We start from the raw sequence: 18192 nt of genomic DNA, 5'->3' as shown, positions 1-18192 counted from the left end.
TCCTCTATTTGATTCCTGTTTGTGTAATTCCTTTTATAAATTGTCGCTGTCCGACCAGGAAGATCGCCAGCATTGGAAGAGTAGCCAACGTTGTCAATGCCATCAGCTTTCCGTAAGAGGAAACAAAGCTGCCCTGCTGCATGATCGCAATCCCCGTGGTGATGGTCCGCAGTTCGATGGAATTCGTGGAAACGAGCGGCCATAAAAAGTCATTGTAAATGGTCATAAACGTAAAGATTCCGAGCGTCCAAAGCATCGGTTTGGCTGAAGGCAGCACAATCCGTATAAAGACCTGCCATTTGTTAGCCCCGTCAATGACTGCAGCTTCTTCCAGTGCCTTGGGAAATCCTCTGAAAAACTGGTACAAAAGAAAGACACCAAAAGCATTTGCAGTGTACGGGAAGATCAAAGCAGCATACGTATTGAGCCACCCCATATTACCGAATTGCAGATATAAAGGGATAAAGGTAATGACCCAAGGAATCATCAACGTATTGATGAACATCGGCAACAAAAATTTCTTAAATGGCACATTGAGCCTGGCAAGTCCGTAGGCGGCCATTGCATCAATCATGACCACCAGAAGCGATCCGCCAATTCCTACAAACAATGAATTAAACAGCCATCTCAGAATCGGTACATCGAGTCCCTGTCCAAAAAGTGTATATACATAGTTATCAAAGGTAAAATGTTTCGGAAACAAGCTCATACTGGACAAAGCTTCCGTATCAGTCTTAAATGATGTGGCTACCATCCAGACCATCGGAATCAGAAACAAAATACCTAATAGTACCGCAATTAAGATGAGCGACTTTTTTGGTTTTCGCATCAGGCTTCATTCCCTTCGTTGTTTCGGGTCAACCGGAATTGAATGATTGAAATCACAATCATGATTATTGCCATAACAATGGCCATGGCGGAAGCGATCCCCAATTGCCGCTGAACAAAGGCCTGGTCTACAATTTCCATCAACAACACCTTGGTAGACGTTCCGGGACCGCCTCTTGTCATCAGATACGGTTGCCCGTAGATATTGAAGGAAGCAATGGTTGATGTGACAATGGTAAAGACCATAACCGGACGTATGGACGGCAGTGTAATGCTCCAAAACTTCTGCCATGGGGTTGCCCCATCAACCGAACCCGCTTCATACAGCTCATCCGGCACCTCGTTCAGGGCATTAATATAAATGATCATATTAAAGCCGACAGTCCACCAGACCGTAGCGGCCACGATCGAGATCCAGGCGTATGGCATGGAAGTAAGCCATTGAACGGGCGCAGCGCCAAGCTTTGCCAGCAGATGATTGAAAAGGCCTGAGTTGGTATCCAGCAGCCAAAGCCATAAAACAGCGATTACAGATACAGAAATGGCATAGGAAATAAAAAAGATGGATCTAAAAATTCCTTTTAACTTATCGGGTAAATGCTGCACCAATAACGCGAGAAGCAATCCGCCCACAATAAGAATAGGAACGGAGAAAATGACAAACTTGATCGTATTCCATAATCCATTCATAAAAACAGAATGAAAGTAAGTCGATGGGTCAAACAGCTTGGCGTAATTGCCAAACCCGACAAACTTATGAGTACTGCTGAGCAAATCCCAATCATGAAAACTGATATAGGCGCCAAAAATCAGCGGGATCAACAGAAACGCCACAAACACGACTAAATAGGGCAGAACAAATAAAAATGAGGTAAACTTGGAAAATTTGGTCTCCTGCAAAACACACACCCCTTTCCTACTCCAAATATTGCTCGGCTTTCCGCTGCGCATCTTTCAGCGCTTTTTTAGAATCTTTTTTACCGAGAAGCACCAGATTGATTTCCTGGTTTAAAAATTCAGAAACTTGTCCCCAGTTTTCCACCTGAGGCGGATATTCCGCAAAATCAAAGGATTCAGCCACTTTTGGCTGCTGATTTAATTTCTGGAATGCTTTGCTCGTATACACCGCTTTGGAAGCGGGTGCCTGTCCGGATTCGGCCCATGCCATCCCGTGGTTTCCTACATAATTCAGAAAGTCGGTTATGGCTCCCAGCTTTTCGCCTTCCTTTTTCTTAGGAATAACAAAGTTATGGGAATTTGCCCATACCTTTTGCTGCTTTTCGCCGATCTGTGGAACTGGCGCCACCCCGTAGTTCATACCGGAATCTTCAAATTGGGCGAGCATCCATGGCCCATTGAAATGCATGGCGTTCTTTCCTTGAAGGAAGAGTTTCAAGTCACCGTCAATAGCCAATCCACTTGGCGATACTTTATCTTTATAGATTAAATCGCGCTCGAAATTCAGTGTGTTTAAAGCTTCTTTGGACGTATAGTTGAAATGGCCGTCACTATAAAGCTTTCCGCCCTTTTGAGCAAGTATGGTTTGAAACAGGAACGGCTGTGTTCCCACTGTAGGAACAGCAAAGCCATATTGACTTTTTTCAGGAACTGTTAGTTTTTTTGCATACTCCCGAAATTCCTGTGCATTTTTAGGCGGTTTATTAGGATCTAACCCCGCCTTTTTAAATAGGTCTTTGTTCCAATAGAACATCAATGGGTGAATATCCAGGGGTATGCCATACGTGCTGCCGTTCACCTTGGATGCCTGAAGTGCTTTTGGATGGTAATCTTTTGCGCTGATTTTTTTGCTCTTGGTCAGAATGCTTGTCTTTAAAAGCTGGTCCTTTGTCGCATAATCCACAATGCGGTCCGCGTGCATGATCATTAAATCTGGTAAATTATTTTTAGAGCTCAGTGTCAAATTCACCATTTTGTAATACTCTGATGAAGGAATAATCTGCAAATCCACATTGTATTTCTTTTGCGATTTGTTATATGACCTGACAATCTCTTCAAATTTCGGACCGTCCGGACCCGAAAATGGAACCCAAAGCTTTACATTATTTTTATCTTCGCCTGTGGCGCTTGTCTGCTGCCATGAACACCCGGCAAGCATGCCGCAGATGAGCATTAAAACCAGCCCTGCAACCGATAACTTTTTCATTCGTTCCCCTCCTTTATTAAAAGCGCTTTCATGCATGCGTACATTATTACATATAAACCTATTTTATTTCAACTTTTTTATCAATAAAAAAGCCGGTTCCTGCTGAGCAGAATCCGGTTCTTTTTTAAGTGTATTTAATTTTCATAAGCAAATCCTGTTCATAATTGCCAAATTTAGATCCAAAAATATTAAGACCGCCTACTTTCTCCGCATCCCTTTTTACTCCGAAGGTTACAGAAACATAAGGTCTTTCTTCTAATTGAAGCGACTTGACTGTATGATCCGAGATCTTTAAGCTGTCCACAAAACTGCCGCTCTCATTAACCTTCCATTGTTTCAGCATTCCATACTGTGTATTGTGGTTCTCCCACCAGGACGGTGTCAGAAATCCGCGCTCCCCGCCAAAATCAGAAGGACTCGTCCAAGTACCGATCTCCGTCCCATTGATCCAGCAGGTAATATCAGAAGGCCAGTCCAGCTTGTGATAAGGAGCTTCCGAACACATTTCGACACTCAGGCTGATTTCTTCCACTTTAGAACCGTATGGCACGCGGTTTGGAAAGTGATATTCCAAATATCCTACCCTGAACCAAATGATTTGTGCATCTTTCCGTTCAGGTTCAAAGAAGGAGCGCTGGTCATCGATAATACTGATGATGCCGCTTTCGCTCGCCAGTCCGCAGGTCGGTTCGACTTCGCATTGAACATAATTTCCAATTGGCATTTCAAGTGTAATAAACTTCTCAGGTGCTTCCTTTTTACTGGCCAGATCAATGACGATGCGATCAAATCGTTTGGAGCTCACCTTCTGGCTCCCCCGTCCGGGAACGATCTCGGTTGCAATCAAACCCGCTTCCTCCAGCTTTTTAATGTTAACGGCAGCTGTAGAAAAAGGTATTTCCAGCCGTTCTGCCAGGTCGTTCACATTTTTGGGACCTTCCGTCAGTACACTCAGCATTTCCATCCTTTGCTGATTACCCAGCGCTTTGCTTATTACTAATGCTTCTTCTAATGTTAAATGCAATACTCTCACAAGAACCTCCGTTTTATTACAAAAAATAGTGTTATAAAAAGATATAAAGCATACGAGCTCTCTTGTCAAGGCGCCCTTCGTATAACGACTTACATGGAAAAATGAACCCAAGCTGAAACAAACCTGCATTAAAGTATCATAAAATAATGATATTTTTCTCTTCACCCGAGTATATTTCAATGTGGATAACCATCCGCAACATGAATAATGCATAGGGGGATGAAGAAATGAAAAAGGTTCAAAGCATCTATTGGATTTTTACAGGTTTATTGGCGGTGCTTATGCTTGTCGGCTCCGTTCCGGATATCGCCAAAGCTGATGCAGCAGTTGATTTGTTCAACCATCTCGGATATCCGGAATACTTGCTTCCTTTTCTTGGTGTGGCCAAAATACTCGGAGTCATCGTTCTTCTATTGCCTGGCTTTACACGTTTGAAGGAGTGGGTGTACGCGGGGTTTGTATTTGATTTGGCAGGGGCTACCTACTCCACCATCGCAGTAGGTGATCCTTTCAGCTCCTGGTGGATCACGGTTGTGGGGCTGATTCTCGCAGCAGGATCCTATGTGTACCATCATAAAAGACTTCAATCAAAAACCGCGGGAACTGCAAGTACTTGAAGCTGAAAAAAGGCAGGCTCACTATGAAGTGAGCCTGCCTTTCCTATTTCCGAATTACTTTTGTTCTCCTCTGGTCTGCTCAGCGTTAAAGGTCCATTTCAGGTTGAGAGAATCTCCTTGGAAAACATTTTGGTCCTTTCCGTTATCCACAAACTCAAATTCAACACCCAGCACGTCCTTCGTGCCAGGAACAAGTCCTTTTGTGCCCCAAGCATCACTCACGTAGGCTTCAAACTTGTTTTTTATAACCTTCGGGTCCATGGTTTTAAGCTCACTCAACGTTGTTGACAAGAATACTTCGTCACTTTTATCAACATTATATAAGAAGTTCACACGGATATGCTTACCAAAATCATCGTTTCCGTTATCGCCTTTAGCGTCAGTTACTGTATAGTCAGTGCCCAGGAAAACACGTTTAATTGGAAGGGTGCCATCATTCTTCAGCTCAAAGTAACGGAACATCGTGTCGCCTGGCTTAAGATTACTAATATCAACTACTGTTGTAGGATCAACGGATAAATCAAGCGTTCCTGCCGCAAACGTGCTGCTCGCCTCTGCTGAATCACTAAAGTAGGCGTATGTACCTCCACCAATCAATGATAACCCAAGAGCTGCTGAAGCGACCCCTAACCCCAATTTCTTTTTTAAACTCATGCACTTTCATCTCCTTTTCATCGTTAACCATTTTATATTGAACTTGCACAGGTCATTTCCTGACACAAAGAACAACCATTTCCCATAAAGTTCTTTTTTAAGAACGATATAACTCTATCATAATTTGTAAGTTCTGATAAAAAAACTCCGAAATTTGTCTGAATTAAGAATAATACCGCTGTAATAATTCCATATTCTTACTTTATTACCTTATTTCATACATTTTTAAAGTTCTATATAAAGAACATATAGATGAAAGAAAAAGAGAGCAAGTTTACTCTCGGTTTTCTTTCTCTTTTAATGCAGATATCACATGATCAAGTGCTTTGGAATCAACATTCATCTTTTTACTTAATGCTTTTTGTTTCTCAAACACTTTTACATATTCCTTGTTGAGTTTTGCCCTTTTCGCTGAAGTGTTCTCGTTTTCCTTTTCAGCGTTCAATTGTTTCATCTGGGCATTCAACGATTCCAAGTGGTTGCGAAGCTGTGCCGATTCATCCTGGGCTGCTTTCGTCGTCTTAGGAACCGTTTTTGTCTCTTCCTGCACATTTGGTTTTTGAACCTTCGTTTTTTCACCTGCCCATACATGAGATGCTCCAAGTGCACCCCCCAAGGCAACAAGTCCGGCCAAACTGATGACACTCCACTTTTTCATTGTTCATACCTCCATATCAGTTAATGAAGATAGTTTATGAGAAATAGCCGTCATTCTTGATGAAAAAGACGGCTATTCATTCATTACTCTGTAATACCTACCCGGTCATGAGCTGAAATAACAGCTGCTTCTTCGGCACTTCCTTCTCCATAAAGATCCACTGCAGACTGGATTAGAGCATGACGTGAATCAATAAATGTGGAGTTCGGTGTCAAATAAGTAGTCAACGCTCGGTAATAAATTTGCGCAAGCTTTGGTTTGCCAATTTCAATACCGGTTAGATAGGCGGCATGGTTGATAATGGAGGAATTGATGTGCACTCCGCCATTATCCAGGTTAAGCGGCAAGTTGTAGTATTCATCCATGTGCTTTGGATACATGCCTTTCCCGTTTCCGTATGGCACATAGGCAGCATTAACCGGATACTTGTCCGGCTTGCTCAAGCTTCGAAGCGAAGGACGGCCGTCAAAATAAGCGGCTGGAGCCATGGCATCTTCGCCCACTTCCCAATCATCCTTGTCAATTAATGTTCCGAAAATATCAGAGAACGCTTCGTTCAATGCTCCGGATTGATTGCGGTAAATCAGACCCGCTGTATTCGTTGTTACACCATGTGTCATTTCATGGGCAGCAACGTCCAGTGCCGCAGATAATGGAATGAAGAAAATGTTGTCCCCGTCACCATACGTCATCTGTCTGCCGTTCCAAAACGCGTTGTTGTAGTTTTGGCCGTAATGGACAGTAGAAATAATCTCTCCGCCTTTTCCGTCAATGGAATTGCGGCCAAGTTCATCCTTGTAGAAATGATAAACCTGTTCAGAGTTATAATGCGCATCCACTGCGGCGGCGTCATACTTATCCCTGAATGAGGCATCATTACCGGAATACAGCGTACCCGGCAGCGGAACAGTTCTTGAATCCCACTGATTTTTAAAATCATAGGTTGTAATGGCTTTTAGGCCAGGGTGTGAGATGTCTTTCAGGAAAAATTGCTGTCCATTCTCTCCGCTTGTATGAGAGATATGTAATTGTTTGCGCAAAATACCCTTTACTCCAATCCCATTGCCTGTGCTTGGAGTGAGTTCACCCGCGTCCATAATACTGTTATACTGGTCAATTACTTTTCCAGTGTTGGCATCCACAAATACAAACCAGTTGCCCGGCTGCTTTCCGAGGAAGTTTACATTCACTTTATAAGCTGTGTAATGTTTTCCGTTATGAGGGTAAACAACCAGCTCGCCAGTAGGATCATACTCAAGGACATCCGGTGCCTTTACTGCGCTTTTTGCAGTTTTTAAGGCCGCTTCTTTGGAAATGGAAGGTGCGGTATCAAGCGGGGCGGATTCCAATTGGTCATTATAGTAGCCGGTTACGCCTTGAACTTCGCCCGCTTTTGAATAGTGAACGGTAACTTCGGCTCCCTCAACAGGTACCCCGTTCTTTGTTTGCTGAAGGCGTACATGTGTCATTCCCAGCTTATCGGTTTCGACTTTCTTTTGTTTAAATGAACCTTGGGCATTTGTTATGCCGAGCTTCTTTTTATTGCTTTGCAGATAAGAAATCGCATTCGTTTTGTTCTTTGCTTTGAATTTTTGTGACTTAAGCCCTGTGGAGAAAATGGATTCCGCTTTGCCTGCCTGTACTTGAGTCGACAACGTATCCTTGGTTTTGGTCTGGGCGGCTGCTGATGGAGAAGTAACAAATGGTGCGGTAAGGAGTGTAGCAGATAAAATCATAGGAATTACGACTTTTTTCTTCAATAAAATCCCTCCTGTAAAATTAGTGGTGCCATTTTAGTATAGTAGAGTAAAAGAGAAGAAAAAATAGACTAATATTCCTATTTTGTATATTTATGCCAATTGGTTTTCTTTTTAAAATTTTCATAGATTAAGTTTTATATCTAAACAAAAAAAGAGCCAAATCCCATAGGGACCTGGCTGCTCAATGAGGGTATTTCATTAGGGGGTGTGTCAAAATCTTGTTCCCAACGATTATAGATTAATCTTACCATAACACATTAATAAGTCAACGCTTTTATGCACTAAAACAAAAGATGGTAAAAACGACTTACATCTTATCGTATTACCTGTCAGGATCTTACCGATACATAGTCATATTTACCTTTTAAATAATCCATACTTTCTGTGATAGAAGGCTCTCTTGCACCTTCCAGCAGAACATTTATTTCAGGTTGGTTTCTGATCCCTTATCCAGTGAAAAGGAGCCTCATAGTTTAATAAAAGATTTGCCCAAAGCCAGTTGGACGGATGTGAATCCCTTGTTTTATACCTCCTTAACCAAATCTTCAAATGATGATCAAGATTTGAGCACGTATATCAATATTCATTTCTATCAACCCTTCATTTTATTTTAGAAAAAACTCTTTGTACTTCATGTTTTATCCTTCTGCTAATAGAGAAAACTAAAGCTATTGCTGAAAACGGCAAAACACTCATTATGTGAGATCAATGACAAGGATAAAACCAAATGACAGAGGGAGGCTTACCTACATGCCATTACTTCGTTTTGATGTAATCGAAGGCCGTGATAAAAAAGAATTAAAGAAGCTGCTTGATGCTGCCCACTTTGCGATGGTGGAAGCATTTGGTGTTCCGGAGAAGGACCGGTATCAAATTGTCCATCAGCACGCTCCTCATGAAATGGTCATAGAAGATACAGGGCTGGGTTTCAATAGAACAGAAAATCTTGTGGTGATCAGTATGGTCAGTAAAGCAAGGACGAAAGAACAAAAGGAAAAATTATATTCCTTGCTGGCAGAGAGGCTGCAAAAGGAATGCGGAATCTCACCTCAGGATCTTATGGTTTCTATAACCGAAAACAGAGACGCTGACTGGAGCTTCGGTCTTGGTGAGGCCCAATTTCTTACAGGTAAATTATAAAGAAAAACAGAAGGCTGATGAAACAACACAGCCTTCTGTTTTTTTAGTTTTTCAGTTTGAATACTTCACCGTTTTCATAAGGGACACCATTTACTGTAAGCTTGCGGTGCTCTTGATCTGGAAGAATAAATGAAACTTCATTATAAGGCAATTCATAGGTTCCTTCCTTATCAACAGTGACAGAGATTTGCTCTTCCGTCACCTTTGTTTCTACCGTTAAAAACGCATAAACATCTTTATATTGATTACTGATGCCATCATCCTCATAGCATCGATACGAGCTGAATCCACTCCCTTTTTGAGGGAAAAGCAAAAAGGCTCTTTCATCCTTTTCTTTTGTTTCAAAGGTTACATTGGCTTGATTGATCGGAATAATGCTACCTCCTTTTGCGAGCAGCGGTACGTAGCTGAGAGGCGCAGGAATAGTAACACACTGACCTCCCTCGTACCATTCTCCCGTATGAAGGTCATACCATCCTTCTTGATGCTTTGGCAGGTAAACCGGGCGTTCACGCTGCTCCTTTTCAACCACGGAGGCAACAAGAAGGCTCTCTCCAAGCATAAAATCATCGTTGTCATCAAACGTCTTTTCGTCATGCTCAAAATCCCAGAATGTCGGGGTGATCATTGGCACTTGAGAAGCGTGGGCATGGTAAAGCGCTGTGTACAAATAAGGAATGATTTTGGTTCTGAATTTAATAAGCTTACGGATTTCAGGAAGGACTTCCGGATACATCCACGGTTCGTTTACCGTTTCATCATCATTCCAGGAATGAATCGTAAACCGGGGATGCATGATCCCATTTTGAACCCACCGGACAAAAAGTTCAGGTTCCGGTGCCGGCCCTGAAAAGCCGCCCACGTCATGGCCGAAATTATATATGCCGGATAAGCTTAATCCAATCCCCATTTTGTTGTTAAACTTGATCGTTTTCCAGCTGGTGCGGTTATCCCCCGTCCATGTTTGAACATAGCGGTGCATGCCGACACAGCCGGATCTTGAAATCAGGTATGGACGCGTGTCAGGATTAAATTCCTTCTGCGCTTCATAGGAAGCTTTCATCATAAGAAGCGGCTGAAGTGCGCGAATGACATCAAAATCAAGGGATTCACCAAAACCATCGCAGCTTGCTGACTGACTCCAAATTTCAAATTCATTGTTGTCATTCCATGTTGAATCAATTCCGTATTTCATCAGTTTCTCTTTGACTTGCTGTTTCCACCACTCATAGGTTTCCTGCTTCGTAAAATCCAGGTAAGCGCCAGTTTCGTCCCAAAATTGCGCAATTTCGGGTTTCCCCGTTGTTTTATCTTTAATGAACATCTCTTTTTTCTCTAATTCATCAAACATCGGGTGATCGTTCAGTAAACAAGGCTTAATGTTGGCGCATAGCCTGACACCCTGTTCGTGAAAATCCTGTGCCATTTTTTGAGGATCCGGAAATTTAGAGTCGTTCCAGTGAAAAACATAGCGTTTATCCTCTATGGAGGTATAGCCGGAAGACAGCTGAAACGAATCGCATAAGATGTCATGCTCTCTGCAAAGCTGCAAAAACCGGTTGAGCTGCTCCTGGGCATCGGGAGCATCCGTGTAACTCATCGTTGAACCGGAATAGCCTAAACTCCATTTAGGAGGAAGAATCGTTTTTCCTGTCATCCATGCAAATTTTCGAGTCACATCTTTTACTTGCGGCCCGGCGATGATGTAGTAATCCAGATCTCCCTTTTCTGCTTCATAATACCGGTAATATCCATGATAATTATCCAGCTCAGAACCCATTTCAAAAATCGAATTGGCCAGATTATCGTAGAAAATCCCGAAAGATAATCCGGTTTTCTGATTCCGGGTAATATAAAATGGAACATGTTTGTACAGCGGGTCTGTAAATTCAGCATCATAACCCATCGCATCGATGGTCTGCATGCGGTAGCGTTTACCATGCTTGTCCACATGGCCGCTTTTTTCACCTAATCCAAAATATTGTTCCTCGTGCTCACGGTTTAAATAGTGGGCCGGTCCCTGTAATCCCAGTTCGAAATGATAGGCTTGCGTCTTCCGGTCATTGGCCAGAGGAATCCATTCTTCAGCGTCTCTGTAAAACCATGACAGCTTGAATGGTTCCAGTCCAATCACTACTTTTAATGCTTTCGTTTCTACTGTGTATTGATCTTCAGAAGGTTTGATGGAAAACGCCGGCTTTGAAAACCCGCTAAGGTTCAACCGGTCAATGCCGTCAAATGGCACATCCTCCATCCCGGGTGCCACGCTCCATGTATTTTTTACTTTCAACTGATCACCGGTTACAAACAACACCCGGATGATGTCTTCTTCCAGTACCATGATTTTCACTTCTATATTTTCCTGTTCCGATCGGAAATGTAGAATATTGCTTTCTTCTTTTATAAATGTAAAGGCTTGTTTTGTTAGAATACTCATGATTTCAACCCGCTTTCTTTGATGCTTACAATCCGAATAATTTTGGCAATGCCAAGCTGACTTGTGGAATAAAGGTAACGATCATTAATACGAGAATGATAACGGCATAAAAAGGAAGCAAGGGTTTGACCACCTGTTCAATTTTGACCTTGGCCACACTGGCACCGACAAATAAAGCGCTCCCTACCGGTGGTGTAATGTTTCCGATGCAAAGGTTAAATGCCATCATGATTCCGAAATGAACCGGGTCCATTCCAAATGAGGATACGATCGGCAAAAAGATCGGTGTGAAAATAAGAACAGCTGGTGTAATATCCATAAAGGTTCCGATAATCAATAAAATAACGTTCATAATGAGCAAAATGATAATTGGATTATCTGTTAAACCTAACAATCCCTGGCTGATCGCTTCCGGAATGCCTGTAAACGACATGACCAGTGATAATATCGTGGATGTGCCTATGAGAAGCATAATGACCGCTGTCATCTCCACTGTCTCCAGCAGCATTTTCGGAAGCTGCTTCCACTTGAACGTCCGGTATACCATCGACAGGAGCAGTGAGTAGGCAACCGCAATCGCCGCTCCTTCTGTTGCCGTGAAAATTCCTGCGATAATTCCGCCGAGAACAACGACAATCAGCATCAAACTGGGAATGGCCTCCCATATAACTTTAAGACCTTCTTTTACGGTGATCCGCTGTGACACCGAATAGTTTTTCTTTTTGGCAATCACATACGCGACAAACATTGTGGCAATGCCCCAAAGAATGCCTGGAATATATCCGGCCATAAACAGGGCGGCGACAGATGTGCCTCCACTGACAAGCGAATAAATGATCAAAAGCCCGCTTGGGGGAATTAATAATCCCGTGGGAGCCGATGCAATGTTTACAGCAGCAGAGAAACTTTGATCATAGCCTTCCTTTTTCTGGATCGGTGACATTACCCCGCCGATCGCTGCAGCTGCAGCAACCGAAGATCCTGAAATAGAGCCAAACAGCATATTACCCATTACATTGGTGTGAGCCAGTGATCCAGGCAGCCGTCCTGATAACAACTTGGCGACATTAATCAATCGAAGGGCAATGCCGCCGTTGTTCATAATAATGCCGGACAGGATGAAAAACGGAATGGCCAGAAGCGCAAAACTATCAAGACCGGTTACCATTTTTTGAGCGGATGTAAACACAGCCACATCAAATGGAAACAGGATCAGCATGGTCGCTATGGAGGCACCGGCAATGCTGATGGCAATCGGCACCCCGATAAACAATAAAATGAAGAAAATACTTAATAAGAGAATTCCTGCTGTTAACGTCATTGAGATACTCCTTTCTACCCGTGCAGCTGGGTTACAGATTCCCCGTCCATTTTTTCTGAATACAACTCTACTTTTCGTTTTACGATAGCTTCATAGATATTGATCACGCTATATCCGATCACCAGGATACCGCTTACAGGAAGCGACAAATAAATGAATCCCATTGGAATTCCAAGAGAAGCGGAGGTTTGAGCCATCGTAATGTTTACCGTCATGATTCCGCCAACAACCATGACGATAATCGCAAATAATACGACCAGGCTTTCAATAAGCACACTTATTCTCAGTGCTTTTTTGGGAGAGAGCTTTTCTACGATAAATTCAATGGCGATATGCTTCTTATTTCCGAATGCATAGGCAGCACCAAGCATTGATACCCATATCAGAGAATACCGGAGCAGTTCTTCTGATACCGTGCTTGGTGAATTTAAGACATACCTTGTAAATACTTGCCAAATGGCTACAATGACCATGAACCCCATAATGGAACATGTAATAAACGCCAGTACTTGATCCAGTTTCTTTTTTACCATACTCATCTTCCGTTCCTCCCTTCTAGTTCCCTGTTCCTTCTGTTCTGATTTCTTTGTAATAGCGGGCTGTTGCTTTCTTTTTCGCAAATTCTTTATGCAATGGTTCCACTGCTTTTTTGAATGGTTCTTTGTCCACCTTATTAAACGTCACATTCATCTTCGTTTTGGCTTCCTTTGTTGCTTTGTCAATTGCCTTTTCCCATACGACTTTGTGAAAGGCTGTGGATTCTTTGGCCGCTTCGGTAATGGCTTGTTTTTGCTTTTGGCTCAGTTCGTTCCACTTTTTATTATTCATGATCAGGATATCCGGCACGATCGCATGCTCACTGTATGAGTATTGCTTGGCGACCTGGCCATGGTTGTTGTCTGTTAAAGCGGTTTCATTATTTTCCGAACCATCGATAACCCCTTGCTGCAATGCGGTATACACTTCACCAAAGGACATAGGTGTAGGCGAACCGCCCATCAGTTCAATCATCTTAATGGATGTGGCACTGGGCTGTACCCTGATTTTCAATCCTTTTAAATCCGCAGGCTTCATAATGGCCTTATTCTTGGTATAGAAGTTTCTAGTACCTGCATCATAAAAGGTAAGTCCTCTGAATCCCACATTTGTTGTGGTTTTATAAATATCCTGTGCAACAGGACCTTTCATCACCTTATAAAAGTGATCTCTGTTATCAAATAAATACGGCAGACTGAAAAGCGAATACACCGGTGAGAAGCTTTCCAATGCACTGGCGCTTACCTTTGCAAAGTCTACAGCACCGGTCTGTGTTAATTCAATCACTTCCCTTTCTGATCCGAGCTGGCCGTTCGGATAAAGCTTGATTTTCACCGATCCGTTGGTTTTCTTTTCTACCAGTCTAGCGAATTCGACGAGTGATTTATGTACTGGATGTGTTTCGGCTTGATTGTGTGCCAACCGCATGGTGATCGTCTTGTCTTCACTTTTCGCTGTCGTGCTGCATCCGGAAAACAACGTCAATATTAAAGCGCATACAAAAGTAATCGAAAGCCAGGTTTTCAACGGTGAACCTCCTTTGTTCCTCATTTGACTGAAATCCCCCTTTACGTATGAATCTGATTTCTTTGCTGCAGAAGTTTATTCTGACAGCGTTTGCAAAAACAAAATAACAACGTTGTTATTTTTAGACAGAAGCATTTACTTCTTTCCCCATACAACTGTATAATCGTATTAACAACGTTGTTATTGACCAGTATAAGCGGTATTCTGAAAATTATCAACATTGGATTTTAAGGAGGACTGTAATGAGTGTAACCATAAAGGATATTGCACGAGCTTCCGGAGTAAGCTATTCGACCGTTTCAAAAGCACTGAATGACAGCTCTCTGGTTAAACCCGAAACCAAACGAAAAGTAGTAGAAACCGCAAAAGCATTAGGGTATACACCCAACCTCTCAGCAAAAAACCTGGTATCAAAAAAGAGCCGAACCATCGGTCTTGTCTGGCCTTCCCTTGATCGTGTCGCTCTTACAGAACTCGTGGCCAAAATCAATAATATCGTTACCGAAAAAAATTACTTCATGATTCTTTCGGTAAACGCTGCCGACCATGCGGTTAAAATGTTTGAAAGTTTTCAAGTGGATGGCATTCTGTTATTTGAAGGTGGAATTGAAAATCAGCTTCCTCCTCTCTTCTCTTCTTCTGTACCGATCATAACCTATGGAGTGGCACGGAACGGCCATCCCTATCCAATCGTTGATGTGAACCATAAAGCCGCTATATCTAAAGCGGTTGAACACCTTGTCTCGTTAGGCCATAAGAACATCCATTATATTGGAGAGGATTCGCATGCCGATAAACGGCAGTATCAAAAGTGGACCGGTTTCCAGGAAGCAATGAACAATGCCCATCTTCCTGTTAACCAGACAGATACGAAAGGATTAGGGTGGTATGACGGATATCTCGCCGCACAAAAAGTGCTTGGGCAGGAATCCTTACCCACCGCCCTTATCAGCGGAAGTTATGACATCAGCATAGGTATACTGCGTGCAGTGAAAGAACGGCATCTCCGCATACCTGAAGACCTTTCTCTTGTTTCGTATGATAATATCCCGCAAATGGCCAGCCTGGAAACAGCACTAACGAGTGTAGGAGTGCCGATAGACTCGCTGGCTGAAACGATGGTCGAATCCCTTTTATCTCTGATAGAAACGAAAGACACCGCACATTCTACAAAACGACTGGATCCTGAAATCCATATCAGAAAATCGACATCAATTGTATAAATTATTTTACCGGGGAGCAGCTTTTCATAAGCTGCTTTTTCCATGCATGGTTACGTTATTCTAACTATCAGTTAATTTTTAACCTATACATCATTCGAATTTACTATATAAGTAATTCCGTTGTAAGTATCAGAATAATCTAAATTTACTATTGTAAGCACTTTCAATAGATGATAGAATTCAAACACCAGTAAACTTTTAGTAAAATTTCATTTCGTTTTGAGAGGATACTCTATGGCAACTATAAAAGAAATTGCTCAAAAATCCAAAGTATCCACCGCTACCGTTTCCAGGGTGCTGAATAATGACGATTCAATCACCGTTTTAGAGGAAACACGGCAGCGTATCCTGCAAACGGCAAAAGAATTGGGATACCAGACCATTCATGAGCGGAGGAAAAAGCAGACCCATACACAAGCCAAAAAATCAGCTCCCAGTATTGGAATCATTGCATGTCAAACGGTAGAAGAAGAACTGAACGACCCCTACTTTATTTCCATCCGCCAGGGCATAGAAGAAGAATTATACCGGCAGGGAATCAGCAGGGTTGGAAGCTACCGCTTAAATGATATGCTGACTGTCCCTCTGGAGTTTCCCAGTCTGGACGGCCTTCTGGTAATCGGCCGCCTGGGAGAAGACGTTTTGAAACGGCTGTCTCAAAAGATTAATAACATTGTCTATTTAAACTATGTTCCTGATGAAGAACTCTATGATTCGGTAACCGTGGATTTTGAAAAGGCAACCAAAAAAGCGCTTGAGCATCTTATGAAACTGGGTCATCGGAAAATTGGTTATATCGGAGGAGTTGAACGGGAGCACCTGCAGCAAAAGAAAGTAATTTCGGAGGACAAGCGGCTGACCACATTTGAAAGCATGATCAGTCGTGGCGATTTCGAAGGTAATGATGCGATATACATCGGGGAGTACACCATGTCATCAGGATACGAGCTTATGAAAAAAGCGATTCAAAAAAAGAAACATCCGAATGCTTTTTTTGTCGCAAGTGATCCAATGGCCATTGGGGCATTGCGTGCTCTTCAGGAGGCGGGATTATCTGTTCCTTCGGACGTAGCGCTTGTCGCATTTGATGACATAGAAGCCGCACGGTTTTCGAATCCTCCCCTTTCCACCATTCGAGTATATACAAGGGAAATGGGGCAAACCGGAGTTAAGCTTCTTATGGACCGGATGAGCGGAAGGAAACTGCCAGTACAAGTGACGCTTCCTACTTCGCTGGTCATCCGCCAAAGCTGCGGTTCTTCATTATCAAAGAATCCTTTTAAGGAGGTGGTTCGATAAGGCGAAATGAAGCAATAAAAAAGGCGAATCCGCAAAGAAATGACCGATCTAGCAAATCGGAAGGAGTGACTGCCATCACCCGCTATTTCTTGCGAACCGCCCGCACTCCCGTTTCCAAGGAGCAACTATAAATTATATAGTAGCCCCTGATTTTGTGCAAACATAGCTTTTGTTTGTCTGGTTGATTAACCAAATTTTCTGAGGGGGAAATCCAATTGAAAAAGTTAGGTAAAACATTGCTGTTATCCTCTGCTCTTGTGTTCGCTTTAAGTGCATGTAATAAACAGTCGAGTTCCGGTGAGGGTGGAAACGTCCAATTAACACTTTTCTCTACGGTTACCAATGAATCCGACAAAGCAGCGCTTTCTGATGCGATCAAGGAGTTCGAAAAGAAAAACCCGAGCATCGATATTAAAGAAAACTTTCCGGCCGATAAATACGAAGGAATGTTGAGGGTCAAAATGGCGGCTAATGATATGCCGGATTTATTTGATACCCACGGCTGGTCAAAAGATCGCTATGGCGAATATGTTGAAGATCTTCAGGACATGAGTTGGGTCAAAGACCTGGATCCTGCTATGGATAACATTCTTAAGGACACATCGGGGAAGGTCTATGCCTATCCATTGAATCAGGCGAAAGACGGGATTACATACAACGCGACCCTTCTGAAGAAATATGGAATTGCTCCGCCTTCCACGTTTGATGAATGGATGAGCGCCATGGAAACGATTAAGAAGAAGAGCAAAGGGGAAGTCACTCCGCTTTGGTTTGCCGGGTCCGATAAAAGTTCATTTGGACAGTATTTTGACCAGTTTGCCACCCCGCTTCTTGTTACCGACAGCAAACATGATTATCGAAAAGAACTGCAGAACGGCACTTTCAAGGACTGGTCCAAATTTAATTTTCTGCCAGAAAAGTTACAAGAAATGCAGAAAAAAGGCTTGTTAAACAAAGACGCCCTTACCGCACAAAACCAGCAGATGACCGATTTGATGGCACAAAATAAAATCGGGTTTATTATTGGCGGCGGCTTGCTTGGACCAGCTGTTAAGGAACTGAACCCTGACGTACAGCTTGGTGTTATTCCGATGCCGGTCATTTACAAAGGAGATGAACCGAGCTGGATTGGCGGAGAACGTCATACCTTGGCCGTTTGGAAGGACTCCAAACATAAAAAGGAAGCAAAAAAGTTTATTGATTTCCTTTCTCAGCCCGAAATGGTGAAAAAGATCGCTGAAGCAACCTCCCTTCCTGCAGGACTCACGAATACGAAAGCAGATAACTACTTTGCCAAGGACTATGAAAAATATAAAGATGTTAAAGTTGAACCTTATTTTGACCGAGTCTACCTTCCGAGCGGCATGTGGGATGTGCTGGGAGCATCCGGTCAAGAGCTCTTATCGAAATCAATGACCCCCGAGCAAGTATCGAAGAAAATCGGTGAAGAGTATAAACGATTGTACAAACCGAAAAAGTAAGTACCCTTTCCTCA

16 protein-coding genes are annotated in these 18192 nt (G+C 42.8%); 5 read left to right on the top strand and 11 right to left on the bottom strand.

Going from position 1 to position 18192, the window contains the following annotated elements:
• Positions 1-4: 4 nt before the first annotated feature.
• The 4 genes from QYB97_RS00990 to QYB97_RS00975 all read right to left on the bottom strand — a co-directional run bounded on the left by QYB97_RS00990 (position 5) and on the right by QYB97_RS00975 (position 4025).
• Entirely contained in the window at positions 5-829 is an 825-nt protein-coding gene (locus tag QYB97_RS00990; protein WP_301164093.1) for a carbohydrate ABC transporter permease, read from the bottom strand.
• The gene (locus QYB97_RS00985; protein WP_301164092.1) at positions 829-1737 is read right to left on the bottom strand and encodes a carbohydrate ABC transporter permease; all 909 of its coding nucleotides are present in this window, start codon (positions 1735-1737) and stop codon (positions 829-831) included. Before QYB97_RS00985 ends, QYB97_RS00990 begins: the two co-directional genes overlap by 1 nt.
• A 7-nt stretch (positions 1738-1744) precedes the next feature.
• Entirely contained in the window at positions 1745-2992 is a 1248-nt protein-coding gene (locus QYB97_RS00980) for an ABC transporter substrate-binding protein (protein WP_301164091.1), read from the bottom strand.
• Positions 2993-3116: 124 nt separating this feature from the next.
• A complete protein-coding gene (locus tag QYB97_RS00975; RefSeq protein WP_301164090.1) occupies positions 3117-4025 on the bottom strand; it encodes an ArsR/SmtB family transcription factor in 909 nt (302 codons plus the stop codon).
• Positions 4026-4252: 227 nt separating this feature from the next.
• Between QYB97_RS00975 and QYB97_RS00970 the strand changes: the two genes are divergently transcribed.
• Positions 4253-4642 carry a DoxX family protein gene (locus tag QYB97_RS00970; protein ID WP_301164089.1) on the top strand — a complete coding sequence of 130 codons (390 nt, stop codon included), beginning with the start codon at positions 4253-4255 and terminating at the stop codon, positions 4640-4642.
• A 54-nt stretch (positions 4643-4696) separates the two neighbouring features.
• Here the strand turns inward: QYB97_RS00970 and QYB97_RS00965 are convergent, their stop codons facing one another.
• The 3 genes from QYB97_RS00965 to QYB97_RS00955 all read right to left on the bottom strand — a co-directional run bounded on the left by QYB97_RS00965 (position 4697) and on the right by QYB97_RS00955 (position 7714).
• Positions 4697-5296: a CalY family protein gene (locus QYB97_RS00965; RefSeq protein WP_301164088.1), complete on the bottom strand. Its 600-nt coding sequence runs from the start codon at positions 5294-5296 to the stop codon at positions 4697-4699.
• 274 nt (positions 5297-5570) lie between these two features.
• On the bottom strand, positions 5571-5954 hold the full coding sequence (locus tag QYB97_RS00960) for a hypothetical protein (protein WP_301164087.1): 384 nt from the start codon (positions 5952-5954) through the stop codon (positions 5571-5573).
• An 83-nt stretch (positions 5955-6037) separates the two neighbouring features.
• Entirely contained in the window at positions 6038-7714 is a 1677-nt protein-coding gene (locus QYB97_RS00955; RefSeq protein WP_301164086.1) for a M4 family metallopeptidase, read from the bottom strand.
• Positions 7715-8464: 750 nt separating this feature from the next.
• Between QYB97_RS00955 and QYB97_RS00950 the strand changes: the two genes are divergently transcribed.
• Positions 8465-8854, top strand: coding sequence for a tautomerase family protein (locus QYB97_RS00950; protein WP_301164085.1), 390 nt, complete (start codon positions 8465-8467; stop codon positions 8852-8854).
• A 43-nt stretch (positions 8855-8897) separates the two neighbouring features.
• Here the strand turns inward: QYB97_RS00950 and QYB97_RS00945 are convergent, their stop codons facing one another.
• The 4 genes from QYB97_RS00945 to QYB97_RS00930 are packed head-to-tail and all read right to left on the bottom strand — an operon-like array spanning position 8898 to position 14175.
• A complete protein-coding gene (locus QYB97_RS00945) occupies positions 8898-11291 on the bottom strand; it encodes a glycoside hydrolase family 31 protein (RefSeq protein WP_301164084.1) in 2394 nt (797 codons plus the stop codon).
• 25 nt (positions 11292-11316) lie between these two features.
• Complete coding sequence (locus QYB97_RS00940; RefSeq protein WP_301164083.1) at positions 11317-12612, bottom strand: TRAP transporter large permease; 1296 nt, start codon at positions 12610-12612, stop codon at positions 11317-11319.
• Between the two features lie 14 nt (positions 12613-12626).
• On the bottom strand, positions 12627-13151 hold the full coding sequence (locus QYB97_RS00935) for a TRAP transporter small permease (RefSeq protein ID WP_301164082.1): 525 nt from the start codon (positions 13149-13151) through the stop codon (positions 12627-12629).
• Positions 13152-13167: 16 nt separating this feature from the next.
• Positions 13168-14175 (bottom strand): TRAP transporter substrate-binding protein, encoded by a 1008-nt coding sequence (locus tag QYB97_RS00930; RefSeq protein ID WP_301164081.1) that lies wholly within the window; start codon positions 14173-14175, stop codon positions 13168-13170.
• A gap of 242 nt (positions 14176-14417) precedes the next feature.
• On the opposite strand from QYB97_RS00930, the gene QYB97_RS00925 reads away from it, so the two are divergent.
• From QYB97_RS00925 to QYB97_RS00915, 3 genes are all read left to right on the top strand, one after another.
• Positions 14418-15398 carry a LacI family DNA-binding transcriptional regulator gene (locus tag QYB97_RS00925; protein WP_301164080.1) on the top strand — a complete coding sequence of 327 codons (981 nt, stop codon included), beginning with the start codon at positions 14418-14420 and terminating at the stop codon, positions 15396-15398.
• Positions 15399-15632: 234 nt separating this feature from the next.
• A complete protein-coding gene (locus tag QYB97_RS00920) occupies positions 15633-16697 on the top strand; it encodes a LacI family DNA-binding transcriptional regulator (RefSeq protein ID WP_301164079.1) in 1065 nt (354 codons plus the stop codon).
• Positions 16698-16912: 215 nt separating this feature from the next.
• Entirely contained in the window at positions 16913-18178 is a 1266-nt protein-coding gene (locus QYB97_RS00915) for an ABC transporter substrate-binding protein (RefSeq protein WP_301164078.1), read from the top strand.
• Positions 18179-18192 lie beyond the last annotated feature (14 nt).

Origin of the sequence: Fictibacillus fluitans (assembly GCF_030418125.1) — a bacterium.
Lineage (GTDB): Bacteria > Bacillota > Bacilli > Bacillales > Fictibacillaceae > Fictibacillus_C > Fictibacillus_C fluitans.
This window is presented reverse-complemented; position numbering and strand designations above follow the sequence as displayed.